Source organism: Pseudomonas sp. SBB6, assembly GCF_024213215.1.
Classification (GTDB): Bacteria; Pseudomonadota; Gammaproteobacteria; order Pseudomonadales; family Pseudomonadaceae; genus Aquipseudomonas; species Aquipseudomonas donghuensis.
Genome location: NZ_JANAVH010000019.1, coordinates 1 through 17,251, shown reverse-complemented (window position 1 = coordinate 17,251; position 17,251 = coordinate 1). Strand labels below are relative to the sequence as shown.

Genomic DNA, 17,251 nt, shown 5'->3' with positions numbered 1-17,251 from the left:
GCGGACTCACGGCTTACAGCCGGCCCTGACCGACGCAATTCTCGAGGACGCGAGGCCGTCCGACGGGGCTTTCGCCAGTTTACAGAAATGCCTGGAATCGCCACCAGCGCCGCGCAGAGAAGACCGATAAAAAACTACAAGAGCGGTATTTCACCCTCCCCCACGTTTTTTTTCGCTGCCACTCTGTCAGTGCCGTCAATTTCACGCAGTCATGGCGACGGCTTCGGAAATACCAGCCTTGGACATAAAAGGCGCGGGCTCCCGTATGGAGCTGGCGAAAATGCAACCCGTTGCGGATTCAGCGCGCGGCAGCACCCGAATTATCAGGGATACGTGTAGGGTGGAGATGCACAACCGTCGGACCGTGTAGTACTGCGTCCAGTCCACCGGCCTATTGGCCAGGCGACCGGACCCGGTCTTGATCAAGATGCCCCACGGGCGTCCACGGCCGAAGGCTGATTCCTCCTCCTGACTGAGTGCATTTGACACCACAGCAAGCAGGACGCGTCGTCGCGACTTCGGCAGTACTGGGTGACCAGTCGGACTCGAAAGTTGCTGGACACGGGGGTGGCCCGCCACCCCTTGCGCACCTGACACAGACCGTGAGAAGTCGTGTGTGCCGAACGCCGTTTCCGGCAGCCCGGAAACCGACGGTATTACATGAAAAGAATGCTGATTAACGCGACTCAACCCGAAGAGTTGCGTGTAGCTCTGGTGGACGGCCAACGTCTCTACGACCTGGACATCGAGTCCGGCGCGCGTGAGCAGAAGAAGGCCAACATCTACAAAGGCCGGATCACCCGGATCGAACCTAGCCTTGAAGCCGCTTTCGTCGACTTCGGCTCCGAGCGTCACGGCTTCCTGCCGCTGAAGGAAATCTCCCGCGAATACTTCAAGAAGTCGCCCGAAGGCCGGGTGAACATCAAGGAAGTGCTCAGCGAAGGCCAGGAAGTCATCGTCCAGGTCGAGAAAGAAGAACGCGGCAACAAGGGCGCTGCCCTGACCACCTTCATCAGCCTGGCCGGTCGCTACCTGGTACTGATGCCGAACAACCCGCGTGCCGGTGGCATCTCCCGTCGCATCGAAGGCGAAGAACGCAACGAACTGCGCGAAGCCCTCAACGGCCTGGTCGCCCCTGCCGACATGGGCCTGATCGTGCGCACTGCCGGCCTTGGCCGCAGCAGCGAAGAAATGCAGTGGGACCTCGACTACCTGCTGCAACTGTGGACCGCGATCAAGGAAGCCTCCCAGGACCGCGCCGCGCCATTCCTGATCTACCAGGAAAGCAACGTCATCATCCGCGCCATCCGCGACTACCTGCGTCAGGATATCGGCGAAGTACTGATCGACAGCATCGACGCCCAGGAAGAAGCCCTGACCTTCATCCGCCAGGTGATGCCGCAGTACGCCAGCAAGATCAAGCTGTACGAAGACAGCGTGCCGCTGTTCAACCGTTTCCAGATCGAAAGCCAGATCGAGACCGCCTTCCAGCGCGTCGTCGACCTGCCGTCCGGCGGCTCGATCGTCATCGACCCGACTGAAGCCCTGGTCTCCATCGACATCAACTCGGCGCGCGCCACCAAAGGCAGCGACATCGAGGAAACCGCCCTGCAGACCAACCTGGAAGCGGCTGAGGAAATCGCCCGCCAGCTGCGCCTGCGTGACATCGGCGGCCTGATCGTGATCGACTTCATCGACATGACCCCGGCCAAGAACCAGCGCGCCGTGGAAGAAAAAGTCCGCGAATGCCTGGAAGCCGACCGTGCCCGTGTACAGGTTGGCCGCATCTCGCGCTTCGGCCTGCTGGAAATGTCCCGTCAGCGCCTGCGCCCTTCGCTCGGCGAAAGCAGCGGCATCGTCTGCCCACGCTGCAGCGGCACCGGCATCATCCGTGACGTCGAATCGCTGTCGCTGGCGATCCTGCGCCTGATCGAAGAAGAAGCCCTGAAAGACCGCACCGCCGAAGTCCGCGCCCAAGTGCCGATTCCGGTTGCCGCCTTCCTGCTCAACGAAAAACGCAATTCGATCACCAAGATCGAGCTGCGCACCCGGGCTCGCATCGTCATCCTGCCGAACGATCACCTGGAAACCCCGCATTTCGAAGTCCAGCGCCTGCGCGACGACAGCCCGGAAGCCCTGAGCGGCCAGTCCAGCTACGAAATCGCTGCCGCCGAGACCGAAGAAGTCCAACCGGCTGCCGCCACCCGCACCCTGGTGCGCCAGGAAGCCGCAGTCAAGACTGCCCCGGCCCGCGCCAACGCCCCGGTGCCAACCGAAGCTGCCGCGCCAGTGGCTGCCCCGGTGCACGCACCTGAACCAAGCCTGTTCAAAGGCCTGGTGAAGTCGCTGGTCAGCCTGTTCGCCGGCAAGGACGAACCTGCCGCCGCCGCGCCTGCAGTTGCCGAGAAACCTGCCAGCGAACGCCCGCAGCGCAACGAAGAGCGTCGCAACGGTCGTCAGCAGAGCCGCAATCGCAACGGCCGCCGCGACGAAGAGCGCAAGCCACGTGAAGAGCGTGCCGAGCGCGCCCCGCGTGAGGAGCGTCAGCCACGCGAAGTTCGCGAAGAAGCCCCTGCCCGTGAAGAGCGCGCACCACGTCAGCCGCGTGAAGAGCGCCAACCACGCGCACCACGTGAAGAACGCCGCTCCCGCGAGGAGCGTCCGGTCCGCGAACTGCGCGAGCCACTGGACGCCGTTGCCCCGGCCGTACGCGAAGAGCGCCCTGAGCGTGCCCCGCGTGAAGAGCGTCAGCCTCGTGAAGAACGTGCACCACGCGAAGAACGCGCCCCACGTGAAGAGCGTGCACCGCGCGAAGAACGTGCTCCGCGTGAAGAGCGCGCACCACGTGAAGAGCGCCAACCGCGTCCGCCGCGTGAAGAGCGTCAGCCTCGCCCAGCCGAACAGGCTGCAGAAGCGGCTGATGAACAACTGCCGAACGAAGAGCTGCTGCAAGATGACAACCAGGAAGGCACCGAAGGCGAACGCCCTCGCCGCCGCTCCCGTGGCCAGCGTCGTCGCAGCAACCGTCGCGAGCGTCAACGCGATGCCAACGGCAACCTGGTAGAAGGCTCGGAAGAAGGCAGCGAAGAGCAGCCTCAAGCCAACGAGCTGGGCGCTGAACTGGCCGCCGGCCTGGCCGTGACCGCCGCTGTTGCCACCAGCAACATCAGCGCCGCTGCCGAAGCCGAAGCCAACCAGCAGGCCGAACGCGCCACCGCTGCTGTCGAAGAGCAGGCCGTTGTTGAAGTCGCTGCCAGCGAAACCGTCGCTGTCGAAGCTGCCCAGCCAGTGGTTGAAGTCACTGAAGTCGCCGAAGTGGTTGAAACCGTCCAGGCTGCTGAAGTCGCTGCCGCACCGGTTGTCGAACAACCGTTCACTGCCCCGGTCGAAGCGCCGCAGGCCATCGAAGCCAGCATCGCTCCAGTGGTCGAAGCATCCGTGCCTGCACCAGCTGAAGTGGTCGAGCCGGTTGCTGCAGTCGAGCCAGAGCCTGCAGTGCAGGCACCGGTTGTGGCTGAACCGGTAGTCGTTGCCGAAGCAGTCGAAGCGCCTGCGCCCGTTGTCGAGCCAGCACCGGTCGAAGCGCCGGCACCTGCTGTTGAAGCACCGGTCAGCGCCCTGACCAGCGGCGGTCGCGCCCCGAACGATCCGCGTGAAGTACGCCGTCGCAAGCGTGAAGCCGAAGCTGCCGCAGCCGCCGCTGCAGTGGCCACCGCCGAAGCCAGCGCTGCCGTGGTCGCTGAAGAGGCGCCTGCTGCACCGGCTGAACAAGCGGTCGAGGAGAAACTGGAAACCACAGAAGAGCACAAACCGCTCGTCTGATTATCCAGGCTGAAAAAAAAGCCCCGCCAGGTAACTGGCGGGGCTTTTTTATTGCCTGCAGGAAAGCGGATCACCTGTGGCAGCCGGCTTTGCCGGCGATAGGGCCAGCACAGCCTACGACCCCTTCGGGCTCGATCGCTGGCAACGCCAGCTCCCACAAGGACAACACAAATCAGTACAGATTCGGCTCCATCTCCAGCTCGACCCCGAAACGCTCAAGGATATCGGCCTGGATTTTCTGCGCCAGTTGATGCAATTGCACACCGGTGGCCTGGCCATAGTTGACCAACACCAGCGACTGCAAGCGGTGCACCCCGGCATCGCCTTCGCGATGCCCCTTCCAGCCAGCCTGTTCGATCAACCAGCCCGCAGCCAGCTTGAACTGACCATCAGCCTGTGGATAAGCCACCAGCCCCGGGTACTGCAAGCGGATCTTGTCGGCCAGCACCGCAGCCACCACCGGGTTCTTGAAGAAGCTCCCGGCATTGCCCAGCTCGAGCGGGTCGGGCAGCTTCTCGCGGCGAATGCTGCAGATCGCATCGCTGACATTCTGCGCAGTCGGCTGACTGACGCCCTGCTCGCTCAGACGCTGACGCACCGGACCGTACTCCAGGTGCGCGTGCATTACCCGACTCAAGGCAAAGCGCACCCGCAGAATCAACCAGCGGCCCGGATGACGCTTGAACAGGCTGTCACGGTAGGCAAAGGCGCATTCTTCCAGGCTGAAATCGCGCAACTCGCCGGTCTCGCGGTCCAGCGCGGTGAGCCCGGCGAACACATCCTTGATCTCGACGCCATAGGCACCAATGTTCTGCATCGGCGCGGCGCCGACCGTGCCCGGGATCAGGCTGAGGTTTTCCAGCCCGGCCAGACCCTGGGCCAGGCTCCACTGCACGAACGGATGCCAGGGCTCACCGGCTTCGGCCTCGACCACTACCCGCTCACCGTCGTCAGACAGGATGCGCAGGCCACGACTGGCCATGCGCATAACCAACGCCTGGATATCGCCAGTCAGCAGCAGGTTGCTGCCACCGCCGACCACCAGCACCGGTACGCCCTGCTCACTCGCCCGGGCCAAGGCCTGGCGCACCTCATCGTCGCTATGGACTTCAGTGAAATAGCGGGCCTTCACGTCAATGCCGAAGGTGTTGTACGGCTTGAGCGATACTTGTTGCTGCCACTGCCCGCTCATAAACGGCCCTTGAGTTCGATGACCAAGCGGCGACAGGCGACCTCGATCAGGTCCAGGACCTGCTCGAAATCCTCTTCGGCGCCGTAGTAAGGATCCGGCACCTCATCCAGCGCACCTTCATAGCGACGCAGGAACAAGTCCAGCTCGGCTTTTGACCCGGCAGGCTGCATTGCCCGCAGATGGCCAAGATTGCTCTTGTCCATGGCCAGGATCAGGTCGCATTCATTGAAGTGCGCGGCCTTGACCTGTTGCGCACGCTGCTGCGACAAGTCATAGCCACGTATGCGGGCGGTACGACAGGTCCGGGTATCGGGTTGCTTGCCGACATGCCAGTCACCGGTACCGGCCGAAGCCACCTCGATCAATTCGCCCAGGCCTTCAGCCTGCAACTGGTGACGCAACACGCCTTCGGCGGTGGGTGAACGGCAGATATTGCCTAGGCACACGAACAGTACCCGCATCAGGCCTCCAGCAAGCGCCGCACGCGCTCCAGGTCTTCAGGGGTGTCGACGCCCACAGGCGGCGCATCGATTGCATCGGCGACGTGAATACGCACGCCATGCCAAAGCGCGCGCAATTGCTCCAGCGCTTCGGTCCTCTCCAGCCAGCACGGGCCCCAGGCGACGAAATCCTGCAGGAAGCCAGCACGGTAGGCGTACATGCCGATGTGACGGCGGTACGGCACGTCTTGCGGCATTTGCTCACGACTTTGGGCGAAGGCATCACGCGCCCACGGCAACGGGGCACGGCTGAAGGTCAGGGCCAGACCGTTGCAATCACTGACCACCTTGACCGCATTGGGGTTGAACAGCGCTTCGATGTCGCTGATCGGTTCGGCCAGGGTGGCGATGCCAGCTTCAGGATGGGCCGCCAGGTTGGCCGCCACCTGATCAATGATCACCGGCGGGATCAGCGGCTCGTCGCCCTGAACATTGACCACGATGGCATCGGCGGCCAGGCCCAGCTTGGCAGCCACCTCGGCCAGGCGGTCGGTACCGGAGTCATGGTCTTCGCGGGTCATCAGCACTTCGGCGCCGAAGGCCTCGCAGGCCTTGAAAATACCCGCGTCATCGGTAGCGATCACCACGCGGCTGGCGCTGCTTTTGCACGCCTGTTCCCAGACATGCTGGATCATCGGCTTGCCGGCAATCGTCAGCAACGGCTTGCCCGGCAAGCGGGTCGACCGGAGCCGCGCCGGAATCACAACGGTAAAGGCCAGGCTCATTTGTCCAGACGCTCGTCATCGGTCAGGGTACGCGCTTCGCTTTCAAGCATTACCGGGATGCCATCGCGGATCGGGTAGGCAAGACCGGCACCCTTGCTGATCAGCTCGGTCTTGTCGGCACTGAGCTTGAGTGGGCCTTTGGTGATCGGGCAGGCAAGAATATCGAGCAGTTTGGTGTCCATGGAAATTCCTCGGGCCAATGGCCGGAAAAGAAACGAATCAGGAGGGCTGCGACCCGGGCAGCAAGCGAGCGAGCTGGGCATCGAACCAGGCCTGGAAGCCCGGCGAAGGCACAGCATCGACCGCAAGGTACCACCAGTCGTCAGCAGCAAAGGCGCGGCATTTGACCGCGTCCTTCTCGGTCATGACCACAGGCAGCGCAGGCGTGAAGCTCAGGGCCTGGCCGCTGTACTCGGCATGATCGGCAAAAGGGTGTGGCACAGGCTGCCAGTTTAGCCCCTGCAGGGTGTTGAAGAAACGTTGCGGGTTGCCAATACCGGCCACGGCATGCAGGGCCTGGCCAGGTGGGAAATAGTCGAGGCGGTGACGCTCGCCGCTGCGCAGGTTGACCAGCGCGGTAGGCTGCAGGACAAAGGCAAAAGCGTCTTCCCGATCGGCCGTGGCGCCGTTGTAAAGCACCGCGTCAACTTCCTGCAGGCGCTCCACCGGCTCGCGCAAGGGGCCGGCTGGCAGGCAGCGGCGATTACCCAAGCCGCGGGCGGCATCGATCAGCACCAGTTCCAGATCGCGCGCCAGGCGGTAGTGCTGCATGCCGTCGTCACAAAGGATCAGGTCCAGCGGCTCGCTGGCCAGCAACGCCTGTACGGCGCGCGAGCGGTCCGGGTCGATCATCAGCGGCACGCCGCTGCGCTGGACGATCAGCAAAGGCTCATCGCCCGCCTCGGCCGCGCCCTGCTCGGCACGCACGCGCCAAGGCAACTGCGGTGGCTTGGCACCATAACCGCGACTGACCACGCCGACGCGCAGGCCGCGCTGACGGCAATGCTCGATCAACCAGAGAATCATCGGGGTCTTGCCGGTTCCGCCGACGGTGATGTTGCCCACCACAATCACCGGCACCGGCGCGCGGTAACGCTGGCTTTCACCACTGAGAAAGCGCGCGCGCTTGCCCAGCACCACACGGCGATACAGGGCTTCAAGTGGACGCAGCAGGGCCAGGGCAGGATGCCCGGCGTACCAGGCATCGAGCAGGCGATCGGCAATAGCCATCAGGGCGTCCCCTGAGCCGCCTCGACCGTGGTCATGCGCAACTGGCTGAAACCGAGCTTGCCGGCCGCATCCATGGCAGTCACCACCGCCTGATGCGGGGTCTTGCCGTCGGCGCTGATCGACAACGGCAATTTGGTGTCACCTGCGGATTCCTGCTGCAGGGCTTCGGTCAGGGTCGCCAGGTCGCTCTTGGGCAACAGGTGGTTGTTCACCGAGTAGACGCCATCGGCGCTGATGGTGATGTCCAACTGCTTGAGCTCGGAATCCGGCGCTGGCGCACCGCTGACCGATTCCGGCAGCTCGACGCGCAACTGGGTTTCGCGGGTGAAGGTGGTGGTGACCACGAAGAACAGCAGCAGGATAAACACCACATCGATCAGCGAGGCCAGGTTGATGTCCACGGTCTCCCGTGGCTTGCGCCGGAATTTCACGCCTTGCCCTCGGCCAGGTCGACATCACGGTCGCCCTGCACCACTTCGACCAGCTTGATCGCCTCCTGCTCCATGCCGACCACCAGCTCATCGATACGGCGCTGCAGGAAACGGTGGAAGAACACCGCCGGGATACCAACCATCAGGCCGGCCGCCGTGGTGATCAGCGCCTTGGAGATACCACCGGCCAACACCGCCGCGTTGGTGGTCATGCCGGTGCCCATGAAGGCACTGAAGATATCGATCATGCCCAGCACGGTGCCGAGCAGGCCGAGCAGCGGCGCCATGGCGGCGATGGTGCCCAGGGCATTGATGTAGCGCTCCAGCTCATGAATGACCCGGCCGGCGGCCTCTTCGATGCATTCCTTCATGATCTCGCGGCCATGGCGCGAGTTGGCCAGGCCCGCAGCGAGGATCTCGCCCAGTGGCGAATCGGCGCGCAGGGCCTTGAGTTTGTCACTGGTGAGCTGTTTGTCCTTGATCCACATCCACACCTGGCCCAGCAGATGCGGTGGCGTGACCCGGCTGGCGCGCAGGGTCCAGAGACGCTCGGCGACGATCGCCATGGCAGCGATGGAGCTCAGAATGATCGGCAGCATCATCCAGCCACCGGACTTGACCAATTCCCACACAGTAAGCATCCCCTCGAAAAAGTCCGCCACTTTACCATAGGACCCCAGGGGGCTCATCTGCCGAAGGTCGTCATCTCGGCTCACGCCAGAAACGCCGCTGGGCGCGCAGCCCTTCAGGCTCGCCGAACGCCCCCAAGCGCAGGCGCAGCGCACCGTGTTCGACATTGTCGTAAGCCTGGATACCGTGCGTCCGATAGCGCGCCATGACCTCGGGGTGAGGATGACCGAAGGCGTTGTAGCGCCCCCGGGAGATCAGCACGCCACGCGGGGCGGTTGCGCTCAACAGCGCCTCACTGGAGGAACTGCGGCTACCGTGATGGGGCGACTGCAGCCAATCGACCTGGCCCGCCTGCCAATCCCGCCCCCAGGCCCGCTCGCCACGGGCATCGAGATCACCGGTGAGCAGCAGCTTCTCGCCTTGCGCCTCGACCAGCAACACACAGGAATCCTGGTTGCTATCACCGGCGTCATGCCATTGCCAGAGGGAAAAATTGACCCCGTCCCACTGCCAACGCTCTCCGCTACCGCAAGATTGCGCTTGTAGCACAGCAGGCAAGGCCGACGCTTCGCCACTGAGCACCCGTAGTACCGGCAAACCGCGCTGAACGGCGCGAGCACCGCCGGCGTGGTCGGCATCGGCGTGGCTAAGAAGCATCAGGTCGAGCTGGCGCACACCCAGCTTGTGCAAGCTGGGTAGCACCACCCGCTCGCCCAAATCGAAATCGCCCATGGCCGGGCCCGCGTCATAGAGCATGGCGTGGTGACGGGTGCGCAAGATGAACGCCAGCCCCTGGCCGACATCCAGTTGCCAGACTTCCACCTGGCCCTCGGGTACGCGCTCCCGTGGCGCAAATGCCGCCAGCAGCAGCAAAGGCCAGCCGAGAGCGCGCATGGGCAAGCCGCGCGGCAACAGCAGCAGGAACGCTCCCAGGCACACCAGCAACCAGCCCCAGAAAGGCAGTGCCGCAGGCAGCCAGGCCGGGCGCCAGACAGCGGCTTCTGCCAACATCCGGAACAAACCGTCGAGCAAGCCACCGGCCAGCCACAACAGCCCCTCCCCCAGATACGGCACCGGCAGCAACAGGGTGCCGAGCAACGCCGCCGGCAACACCGCAAGGCTGATCCACGGCACCGCCAGCAGGTTGATCAGCGGTGCCGTCAAGCTCACCGGCAAACCTTGCGCGAGCAACACCGGCAACAAGCCGATGGCGATCAACCACTGGGCGCGACCCCAGGCCAGCCACCGGTTCCAGGCGCCAAGGCGGCCGCTGAAGGTAAAGATCAGAATCGCCACGGCCACGAACGATAACCAGAAGCCCGGCTGCAAACTGGCCAGCGGCTCCCACAGCAACACCGCATTCAGCGCCAGCAACAGCGGCAAGCCAACGCCCAGATGGCGAAAACGCAGGCGCCAGAGCAGCACCATGGCCAGCATCACGCAGGCACGCTGCACCGGCACCTGAAAACCGGCCAGCACGCCGTAGACCAGTGCGGCGGCAAGTGCCAGCGCACAGGCACAAGGCAACCAGGGCAGCCTTGACGGCCACCAGCCAAGGCGCGCCAGCCCGGCAATCAAGGCATACACCAACCCGGCCAGCAGTCCCACATGCTGGCCAGAGATCACCAGCAAGTGCACCGTACCGGTTGCCTGCAACGCCTGCCAGTCTTCGCGCGCCAACCCGCCGCCATCACCCAGTACCAGCGCGGCCAGCGCCGCCTCCCGGCCTTGGGCATCCACAGCCAACAAGCGCTGGCGCAGGTGATCGCGCCAGGCCGCTGTCGCCGGTGCCAGGCGCTCGCCGGCCTTGACGCTGCCGGTGGCACCGATACGCCGGGCCAACAGGCTCGCTTCCTGATCGGGACCATGAGGATTAAGCAAACCGGAGGGGCGTTTGAGGCTGACGGCCAATCGCCAACGCTCACCGCTGTTGACCGCTGGCCCGCCAAACCAGCTGAGCTGTATTCGCCGGGGCAATTGCGCACGGCGAGAGTGGGCAGCGCTCAGCTCGAAGCGCACCGAGCGCGCGCCCTGCTCCGGCAAGCCTGTGACCCGGCCTTCAATCCACAAGGTACGGCCATCGAGTTCTGCCGCCAGACGCTGGTCCAGCGCCGATTGCGCCGAGACACAGGCCCAGCTCAACCCCAGCAGAAACAGCCCGATTGGCCAAAGCCGCGAAGGCAAACAGGAAAGGCCGACAACTGTCAGCAGGACAAGTCCCCAGACAGACGGCAAAGCCGGTAGAAACCCGAGGCTGATCAGCCCGAGCGCAAGCGCCAACATCCCTGTGCGCATAAGGTTGAAGCTCCAGAAGTGAACCACCTCCTGAGGCTTAGATCAGTGACGGCAAGCGCTCGCTAAATAATTGTCACAAAGTCTGAATAAGGCACTTTTAGAATCCGTGCATACTGGCACCCTTCAGATTGCCGAGACCCCACATGCCGCGTCGTCTCTTCAAACGCTACATGCCCGATCCGACCAGCATCAGGGAACACAAATCCTTACGCTTTCTCGGCCGGCTGTTGCACGACCCCAACCTCTGGCACCTCAACCGGCATTCGGTTGCGCGGGCCATGGCCGTCGGTCTGTTCGCCGCCTTTATCCCGGTTCCGATGCAGATGCTACTGGCCGCCAGCCTGGCGATCATGGTGCGCGGCAACCTGCCGATCGCGGTCAGCCTGGTGTGGCTGACCAACCCGATCACCATGCCGCCGGTGTTCTTCTGCACCTACCAGATGGGCGCCTGGCTGATGCAGATTCCGCCACGCAGCCTGCCCGAAGAACTGACCTTCGAATGGATCACCGACCAGTTGTCGACCTTGTGGCAGCCGTTCCTGCTCGGTTCAGTGGTGTGTGGCGTGTTGCTCGGCGCCCTCGCCTACTGCCTGACCATGCTCTACTGGCGCTGGTGGGTAGGCCGGCAGTGGCGCCGGCGCAAGGTCAAGCAATCAGGTGCGCATTCCTCGCCCGCTGACCAATAGGCGCGTACAACCGACATACAGCACCGCAGTGGCGACCAGCATGAAGCTGATGGCCACGCCGATACGGATATCCGACACGCCGAGAATGCCATAGCGGAACGAGTTGACCATGTGCAGCACCGGGTTGGCCATCGACACGGTCTGCCAGAACGGCGGCAGCAGGGTAATCGAGTAGAACACCCCGCCCAGGTAGGTCAGCGGCGTCAGCACGAAGGTCGGGATGATCGAGATATCATCGAAGTTGCGTGCGAACACCGCATTGATGAAGCCCAGCAACGAGAAGATCGTCGCCGTCAGCAGCACCACGACAATGGTCACGCCCAGGTGGTGCACCTGCAGGTCGGTGAAGAACAACGACAGCAACGTGACGATCACCCCCACCGCCAAGCCGCGCAATACACCGCCCAGGGTGTAGCCGACGAGGATGGTGTGCGGCGACACCGGCGACACCATCAGCTCCTCGATCGAGCGCTGGAATTTACTGCCGAAAAAGCTCGACACCACGTTGCCATAGGAGTTGGTGATCACCGACATCATGATCAGCCCCGGGACGATGTACTCCATGTAGGTGAAACCGCCCATGTCGCCAATTTGCCGGCCAATCAGGTTACCGAAGATCACGAAATACAGAACCATGGTGATTGCCGGAGGCAGCAGGGTCTGCGGCCAGATCCGGGTGAAGCGGCGTACTTCGCGGTAGACGATGGTATTGAGGGCGACCAGGTTGGCGCTCAGTTCCGAACTCATACCGCCACCTTTGCCAGGTTTTTCTCAACCAGGGACACGAACAGCTCCTCGAGACGATTGGTCTTGTTGCGCAGGCTCTGCACCTCGATGTTCTGCAGCGCCAGCTGGCCGAACAGCGCGGTGATGCCCACTTCCTTGTCCACTTGCACTTCCAGGGTGTGCGGGGTGATCAGACGACACGGATAACCGACCAGGTGTGGCGCCTGGGGCAAGTCCTGCTTGAGGTCGAGCAGGAAGGTCTCGACATGCAGTTTGCTCAGCAAGGCACGCATGCTGGTGTTCTCGACGATGGTGCCGTGGTCGATGATGCCGATGTGGCGGCACAGCTGTTCAGCCTCTTCCAGGTAATGGGTGGTGAGGATGATGGTGATGCCTTTCTGGTTGAGCTCGGTAAGGAAGCTCCACATCGAACGGCGCAGCTCGATGTCGACGCCCGCGGTGGGCTCGTCGAGGATCAACAGGCGCGGCTCGTGTATCAGGGCGCGCGCGATCATCAAGCGGCGCTTCATGCCGCCGGACAGCGCACGCGACGGTGCATTGCGCTTGTCCCACAGGCCGAGCTGGGTCAGGTACTGCTCGGCACGCTCCTTGGCCACCTTGGCCGGAATGCCGTAGTAGCCGGCCTGGGTCACGACGATGTCGAAGGTCTTTTCGAACTGGTTGAAGTTGAATTCCTGCGGCACCACGCCAATGCAACGCTTGAGCGCGGCGGGTTGACGATCAAGGTCGTGACCGAAAATATTCACGCTGCCGCTGGTCTTGTTGACCAGGGTCGAAAGGATGCCAATGGTGGTGGATTTACCGGCGCCATTGGGGCCGAGCAAGGCGAAGAAGTCACCTTCGGCGACATCCAGGTCAATACCCTTGAGGGCCTGGAAACCGTTGCCGTAGGTTTTGGTTAGCTGCCTTATGGACAGAGCAGAACTCATAGCGGGTCGCGTACCAGTGTGGAAGGTTCTAGACGCGGCCGGGCAAGGCCGGCCGCAGTGAATATGACCATGGTGCTTGTGCAGACCGGACAAGTACAGTCATGTGTATCGATAATAACTATCAGATTGACCGTAGTTACCCGATCAACAGCGATCAGGTCAGTGCGGTCATCACTGCCGCCTGGTACGCCGGGCGCTCCCGCAAGCGTTCATACCAGGCGCGCAGGTGACGCATTTCGGGACGCTCGATAGGCATCTCGAACCAGGCATACGCAAAACAGCCCAGCGGAATGTCGCCCATGCCCAGGGTATCGCCGGACAGATACGGCGAATTGGCCAAGGCCTGATCTGCAATCGAAAGCAGCTGCGCGCAGGTCTTGTGCGCGGCGTTGATTGCCAGCCAATCCCGCTGCTCTTCAGGCGTGCGCACCATGCCCCAGAACAAGGGGCGAAACGGCGTGGCGAGCGACGAGGTGGCCCAGTCCATCCACTTGTCCGCCTCGGCGCGCTTGCGCGCGTCCGTCTCATACCAACCCGACGCGCTACCGTATTGCGCGCACAGGTAGCGAACGATGGCATTGGACTCCCAAAGCACCAGACCGTCGTCTTCGATCATCGGCACCAGGCCGTTGGGGTTCAATGCCCGGTATTGCGGGTCATTGACCAGGCCGAAGGCGCCCCCGGCATTTATCGACTCATACTCAAGGCCAAGCTCTTCGGCACACCACAGTGCTTTCCTGACATTGGTCGAGTTCTTCCTACCCCAGATCTTGAGCATGACATATCCCTATTGGTTTGACCGGTCGCCCAGTCTACTCCAGGCGATCACGCTGGCAATCGTCTGGCATTCAGGCGAACTCCTGAGGTCATGTCCTGTCACTGTTCAGACAAGCCGTTTAGCCGATGCGGTCTAAGCTTCGATGGATGGCGAAATGCCCCGATGTTTCACGGAGGAACTTCCTATGTTGCTGTTGTGGTTAGTGGTCCTGGTGATCGGCGTGGCTTACCTGGCCCACCGTCGCATTGCCGCCTTGCCAGCATTGGGCATCGTCGCCCTGTACCTGCTGGCGATGGGCATTTTCAGCCATTCACCGGGCTGGTTGCTGACGATCTTCTGGCTGTTGCTGGCCGCCGTGACCGTCCCGCTGCTGCTCCCCGACCTGCGCCGCAACGTGCTCAGCGCACCGTTGTTCGGCTGGTTCCAGCGCACCCTGCCGCCGATGTCGCAGACCGAACGCGAAGCCATCGACGCCGGCACCGTGTGGTGGGACGGCGAGTTGTTCAGCGGCCGCCCGGACTGGAACACCCTGCTCGGCTATTCCAAGGCCGAACTCACTGAAGAAGAACAGGCCTTTATCGATGGCCCCACCGAAGCACTCTGCGCCATGGTCAGCGACTGGCAGATCGGCCAGGACCTGGACCTGCCGCCCGCGGCCTGGGAGCACATCAAGCGCCATGGCTTCTTCGCCTTGATCATCCCCAAGGAGTACGGCGGCAAGGGTTTCTCGGCCTATGCCCACTCGCAGGTGGCGATGAAGCTGGCGACCCGCAGCGGCGACCTCGCCTCGACAGTCATGGTGCCCAACTCCCTCGGCCCGGCCGAACTGCTACTGCACTATGGTACCGACCAGCAGCGCAATCACTACCTGCCGCGCCTGGCCCGTGGTGACGAGATTCCCTGCTTCGCCCTTACCGGCCCGCTGGCCGGCTCCGATGCTGGCGCCATGCCCGATACCGGCGTCATCTGCAAAGGCCAGTGGCAAGGCGAGGAAGTCATCGGCCTGCGCCTCAACTGGGAAAAGCGCTACATCACCCTCGGCCCTGTCGCCACCCTGCTGGGTCTTGCCTTCAAGGCCTACGACCCCGAACACCTGCTGGGCGACAAGGAAGAACTGGGCATCAGCCTGGCACTGATCCCCACCGACATCCCCGGCGTCGAGATCGGCAAGCGCCACCTGCCGTTGGGCGCGGCGTTCATGAACGGCCCCAACAGCGGCAAGGATGTGTTCGTGCCGCTGGACTTCCTCATCGGCGGCCAGGACATGCTCGGCAAGGGCTGGATGATGCTGATGAACTGCCTGTCGGTGGGCCGCTCGATCTCCCTGCCGGCAGTGGGCACCGGCGCGGCCAAATACACCAGCCTGGTCACCGGCCAATATGCGCGTATCCGTGAGCAGTTCAATGTGCCACTGGCGGCCTTCGAAGGTATCCAGGAATCCCTCGCGCGCATCGGCGGCAACGCCTTCCTGATGGACAGTGCGCGCCTGCTCACCGCCAAAGCCGTGGACCTGGGCGAGAAACCCTCGGTGCTCTCGGCGATCCTCAAGTACCACCTCACCGAGCGCGGCCGTGAGTGCATCCAGCACGCCATGGATGTGCATGGCGGCAAGGGCATCATCATGGGCCCGAACAACTACCTGGGGCGCAACTGGCAAGGCGTGCCGATCTTTATTACCGTCGAGGGTGCCAACATCCTCTCGCGCAACCTGATGATCTTCGGCCAGGGCGCGATTCGCTGCCATCCGTTCGTGCTCAAGGAAATGGCTTTGGCCGGCCGCGAGGACCACGACCAGGCACTCAAGGAGTTCGACCAACTGCTCATGCAGCACATCGGCTTTGCCGTGGGCAACGCCGCCAGCACCCTGGTGCTCGGCCTGGGCCTGGGTCACTTCGAGAAAGTCCCGGGCGATGCCTTGAGCCAGGGTTACTTCCGCGCCCTCAACCGTCAGGCGGCGGCCTTCGCCCTGCTGGCGGACCTGTGCATGATGCTGCTCGGCGGCGAACTCAAACGCCGCGAACGTCTGTCGGCGCGCCTGGGCGATGTGCTCAGCCACCTGTACCTAGGCTCGGCCGCACTCAAGCGTTACCACGATCTGAACTCGCCCGAGCACCTGCAACCGCTATTGCGCTGGGCCATGGAAGAAAGCCTCGGCCAGGCCGAAAAAGCCCTGGACCGGCTGCTCGACAACTTCCCCAATCGCTTGCTCGGTTGCGCCCTGCGCCTGGTGGTGTTCCCGTTCGGGCGCCGCCACAGCGGGCCAAGCGATGAACTGGACGCCGAGATCGCCGAACTGATTGGCCGCGCCAAGGGCGACCCGGCCCTGGAAGAACTGCTTGCCGGTTGCTACCGACCGCAAGCGGAGGGTGACCCGGTTGCGGCCCTGCAACAGGCCTACGAGCAACTCAGCGCAAGCGAGCCACTGCGCAAAAAGCTGCATCAGGCACTCAAGAGCGGCCAGGTCGCCCCCGCCCCGGGCGAATCGGCAATCGATGCCGCCCTGCATGCCGGCGTGCTGCAAGCCGTTGAGGCGCAAAGCCTGCATGCCGCTGAAACGGCACGCCGCCGGGTGATCGATGTGGACGCCTTCAACAAGGAGGAACTGCTACCGGCCGACGGCAAGATTCGCTAAGAGCCGGGACATCGGGCGCCGGGAGCCGTATACTCCCGCGCCCGTTTTTGCTCAAGAGGATTGCCAGCATGGCTACCGATCGCCTGGAATATCATCTCGCCCTGCTCACCCACCTGCGCACCATCCTGGTTGCCTTGGGCGAAGCCGAGCAGGTACCGGAAGAAAGCCACGCGCTGTTTCTGGAGCGCTTCGACGAGCTGATGCTGCAACTGCCGGTCGACCCGGAAAGTACCTATCTTGGCCAGGACATCATCTGCCAGGTCATCCAGCGCTACCCGCAAATTGCTCACCTGGTGCCACGCGACCTGCTGTGGTTCTTTGGCGGCGACTGCCTGCACTTCATGCCGGAGAACGAGCTGGACATGTACCAGGAACTGGAAGAGCGCCGCTTCGAAGCCGAGCAGAATGACGAGCCCTTCGACTGGAACCAGGAAAAACAGCTGCTGAGCATGTCGGACGACGACAGCAAGCATTAAGCGATGAAGGTGCGCAGGGCTGACAACAGCCCTGCCGCCCGCAGACAGCGATTAAATAATCGAGACGAAAAAAAACGCCGTTCAAACGAACGGCGTTTCTTTATTTGGAGCGGGAAACGAGACTCGAACTCGCGACCCCGACCTTGGCAAGGTCGTGCTCTACCAACTGAGCTATTCC

General features: G+C 63.1%; 15 protein-coding genes. 4 read left to right on the top strand and 11 right to left on the bottom strand.

Features of this window, described 5'->3' with window-relative positions; all coding sequences use genetic code 11:
- Positions 1-660: 660 nt before the first annotated feature.
- The gene (gene rne / locus NLX68_RS25260; protein ID WP_254286313.1) at positions 661-3,822 is read left to right on the top strand and encodes a ribonuclease E; all 3,162 of its coding nucleotides are present in this window, start codon (positions 661-663) and stop codon (positions 3,820-3,822) included.
- 172 nt (positions 3,823-3,994) lie between these two features.
- Here rne and murB read toward each other — a convergent pair whose 3' ends face one another.
- The 8 genes from murB to NLX68_RS25220 form a co-directional block, all read right to left on the bottom strand.
- On the bottom strand, positions 3,995-5,014 hold the full coding sequence (gene murB, locus NLX68_RS25255) for a UDP-N-acetylmuramate dehydrogenase (RefSeq protein ID WP_254286312.1): 1,020 nt from the start codon (positions 5,012-5,014) through the stop codon (positions 3,995-3,997).
- A complete protein-coding gene (locus tag NLX68_RS25250) occupies positions 5,011-5,475 on the bottom strand; it encodes a low molecular weight protein-tyrosine-phosphatase (protein WP_254286311.1) in 465 nt (154 codons plus the stop codon). Before NLX68_RS25250 ends, murB begins: the two co-directional genes overlap by 4 nt.
- On the bottom strand, positions 5,475-6,239 hold the full coding sequence (kdsB, locus tag NLX68_RS25245; RefSeq protein WP_254286310.1) for a 3-deoxy-manno-octulosonate cytidylyltransferase: 765 nt from the start codon (positions 6,237-6,239) through the stop codon (positions 5,475-5,477). The genes NLX68_RS25250 and kdsB overlap by 1 nt, the downstream gene beginning before the upstream one ends.
- Positions 6,236-6,421: a Trm112 family protein gene (locus tag NLX68_RS25240; protein ID WP_003247142.1), complete on the bottom strand. Its 186-nt coding sequence runs from the start codon at positions 6,419-6,421 to the stop codon at positions 6,236-6,238. The genes kdsB and NLX68_RS25240 overlap by 4 nt, the downstream gene beginning before the upstream one ends.
- A 37-nt stretch (positions 6,422-6,458) precedes the next feature.
- Positions 6,459-7,469 carry a tetraacyldisaccharide 4'-kinase gene (lpxK, locus tag NLX68_RS25235; RefSeq protein ID WP_254286309.1) on the bottom strand — a complete coding sequence of 337 codons (1,011 nt, stop codon included), beginning with the start codon at positions 7,467-7,469 and terminating at the stop codon, positions 6,459-6,461.
- Positions 7,469-7,900 (bottom strand): biopolymer transporter ExbD, encoded by a 432-nt coding sequence (locus NLX68_RS25230; RefSeq protein ID WP_010223210.1) that lies wholly within the window; start codon positions 7,898-7,900, stop codon positions 7,469-7,471. The genes lpxK and NLX68_RS25230 overlap by 1 nt, the downstream gene beginning before the upstream one ends.
- Complete coding sequence (locus NLX68_RS25225) at positions 7,897-8,532, bottom strand: MotA/TolQ/ExbB proton channel family protein (RefSeq protein ID WP_010223209.1); 636 nt, start codon at positions 8,530-8,532, stop codon at positions 7,897-7,899. The genes NLX68_RS25230 and NLX68_RS25225 overlap by 4 nt, the downstream gene beginning before the upstream one ends.
- A gap of 70 nt (positions 8,533-8,602) precedes the next feature.
- Positions 8,603-10,825 (bottom strand): DNA internalization-related competence protein ComEC/Rec2, encoded by a 2,223-nt coding sequence (locus NLX68_RS25220; protein WP_254286308.1) that lies wholly within the window; start codon positions 10,823-10,825, stop codon positions 8,603-8,605.
- A 143-nt stretch (positions 10,826-10,968) separates the two neighbouring features.
- On the opposite strand from NLX68_RS25220, the gene NLX68_RS25215 reads away from it, so the two are divergent.
- Positions 10,969-11,511: a DUF2062 domain-containing protein gene (locus tag NLX68_RS25215; RefSeq protein WP_254286307.1), complete on the top strand. Its 543-nt coding sequence runs from the start codon at positions 10,969-10,971 to the stop codon at positions 11,509-11,511.
- On the opposite strand, the gene NLX68_RS25210 is transcribed toward NLX68_RS25215, so the two are convergent.
- The 3 genes from NLX68_RS25210 to NLX68_RS25200 all read right to left on the bottom strand — a co-directional run bounded on the left by NLX68_RS25210 (position 11,479) and on the right by NLX68_RS25200 (position 13,965).
- Entirely contained in the window at positions 11,479-12,258 is a 780-nt protein-coding gene (locus tag NLX68_RS25210) for an ABC transporter permease (RefSeq protein WP_010223206.1), read from the bottom strand. The two genes, NLX68_RS25215 and NLX68_RS25210, sit on opposite strands and share 33 nt — an antisense overlap.
- Complete coding sequence (locus NLX68_RS25205) at positions 12,255-13,187, bottom strand: ABC transporter ATP-binding protein (protein ID WP_010223205.1); 933 nt, start codon at positions 13,185-13,187, stop codon at positions 12,255-12,257. The genes NLX68_RS25210 and NLX68_RS25205 overlap by 4 nt, the downstream gene beginning before the upstream one ends.
- A gap of 154 nt (positions 13,188-13,341) precedes the next feature.
- Positions 13,342-13,965, bottom strand: coding sequence for a glutathione S-transferase family protein (locus NLX68_RS25200; protein ID WP_254286306.1), 624 nt, complete (start codon positions 13,963-13,965; stop codon positions 13,342-13,344).
- A 184-nt stretch (positions 13,966-14,149) separates the two neighbouring features.
- Here NLX68_RS25200 and NLX68_RS25195 point away from each other — a divergent pair, with 184 nt between their 5' ends.
- Together NLX68_RS25195 and NLX68_RS25190 are read left to right on the top strand one after the other, a co-directional pair.
- Positions 14,150-16,597 carry an acyl-CoA dehydrogenase gene (locus tag NLX68_RS25195; protein ID WP_254286305.1) on the top strand — a complete coding sequence of 816 codons (2,448 nt, stop codon included), beginning with the start codon at positions 14,150-14,152 and terminating at the stop codon, positions 16,595-16,597.
- Positions 16,598-16,665: 68 nt separating this feature from the next.
- A complete protein-coding gene (locus NLX68_RS25190; RefSeq protein ID WP_010223202.1) occupies positions 16,666-17,073 on the top strand; it encodes a PA2817 family protein in 408 nt (135 codons plus the stop codon).
- The last annotated feature ends 178 nt before the right edge of the window (positions 17,074-17,251 follow it).

What these genes read in the sequence shown, in the direction of transcription:
- NLX68_RS25210 (WP_010223206.1), bottom strand. Translation starts at nt 12,258, where the DNA reads ATGAGTTCGGAACTGAGCGCCAACCTGGTCGCCCTCAATACCATCGTC.
- NLX68_RS25220 (WP_254286308.1), bottom strand. Translation starts at nt 10,825, where the DNA reads ATGCGCACAGGGATGTTGGCGCTTGCGCTCGGGCTGATCAGCCTCGGG.
- kdsB (WP_254286310.1), bottom strand. Translation starts at nt 6,239, where the DNA reads ATGAGCCTGGCCTTTACCGTTGTGATTCCGGCGCGGCTCCGGTCGACC.
- murB (WP_254286312.1), bottom strand. Translation starts at nt 5,014, where the DNA reads ATGAGCGGGCAGTGGCAGCAACAAGTATCGCTCAAGCCGTACAACACC.
- lpxK (WP_254286309.1), bottom strand. Translation starts at nt 7,469, where the DNA reads ATGGCTATTGCCGATCGCCTGCTCGATGCCTGGTACGCCGGGCATCCT.
- NLX68_RS25240 (WP_003247142.1), bottom strand. Translation starts at nt 6,421, where the DNA reads ATGGACACCAAACTGCTCGATATTCTTGCCTGCCCGATCACCAAAGGC.
- NLX68_RS25200 (WP_254286306.1), bottom strand. Translation starts at nt 13,965, where the DNA reads ATGCTCAAGATCTGGGGTAGGAAGAACTCGACCAATGTCAGGAAAGCA.
- NLX68_RS25205 (WP_010223205.1), bottom strand. Translation starts at nt 13,187, where the DNA reads ATGAGTTCTGCTCTGTCCATAAGGCAGCTAACCAAAACCTACGGCAAC.
- NLX68_RS25250 (WP_254286311.1), bottom strand. Translation starts at nt 5,475, where the DNA reads ATGCGGGTACTGTTCGTGTGCCTAGGCAATATCTGCCGTTCACCCACC.
- NLX68_RS25195 (WP_254286305.1), top strand. Translation starts at nt 14,150, where the DNA reads ATGTTGCTGTTGTGGTTAGTGGTCCTGGTGATCGGCGTGGCTTACCTG.
- NLX68_RS25215 (WP_254286307.1), top strand. Translation starts at nt 10,969, where the DNA reads ATGCCGCGTCGTCTCTTCAAACGCTACATGCCCGATCCGACCAGCATC.
- NLX68_RS25190 (WP_010223202.1), top strand. Translation starts at nt 16,666, where the DNA reads ATGGCTACCGATCGCCTGGAATATCATCTCGCCCTGCTCACCCACCTG.
- rne (WP_254286313.1), top strand. Translation starts at nt 661, where the DNA reads ATGAAAAGAATGCTGATTAACGCGACTCAACCCGAAGAGTTGCGTGTA.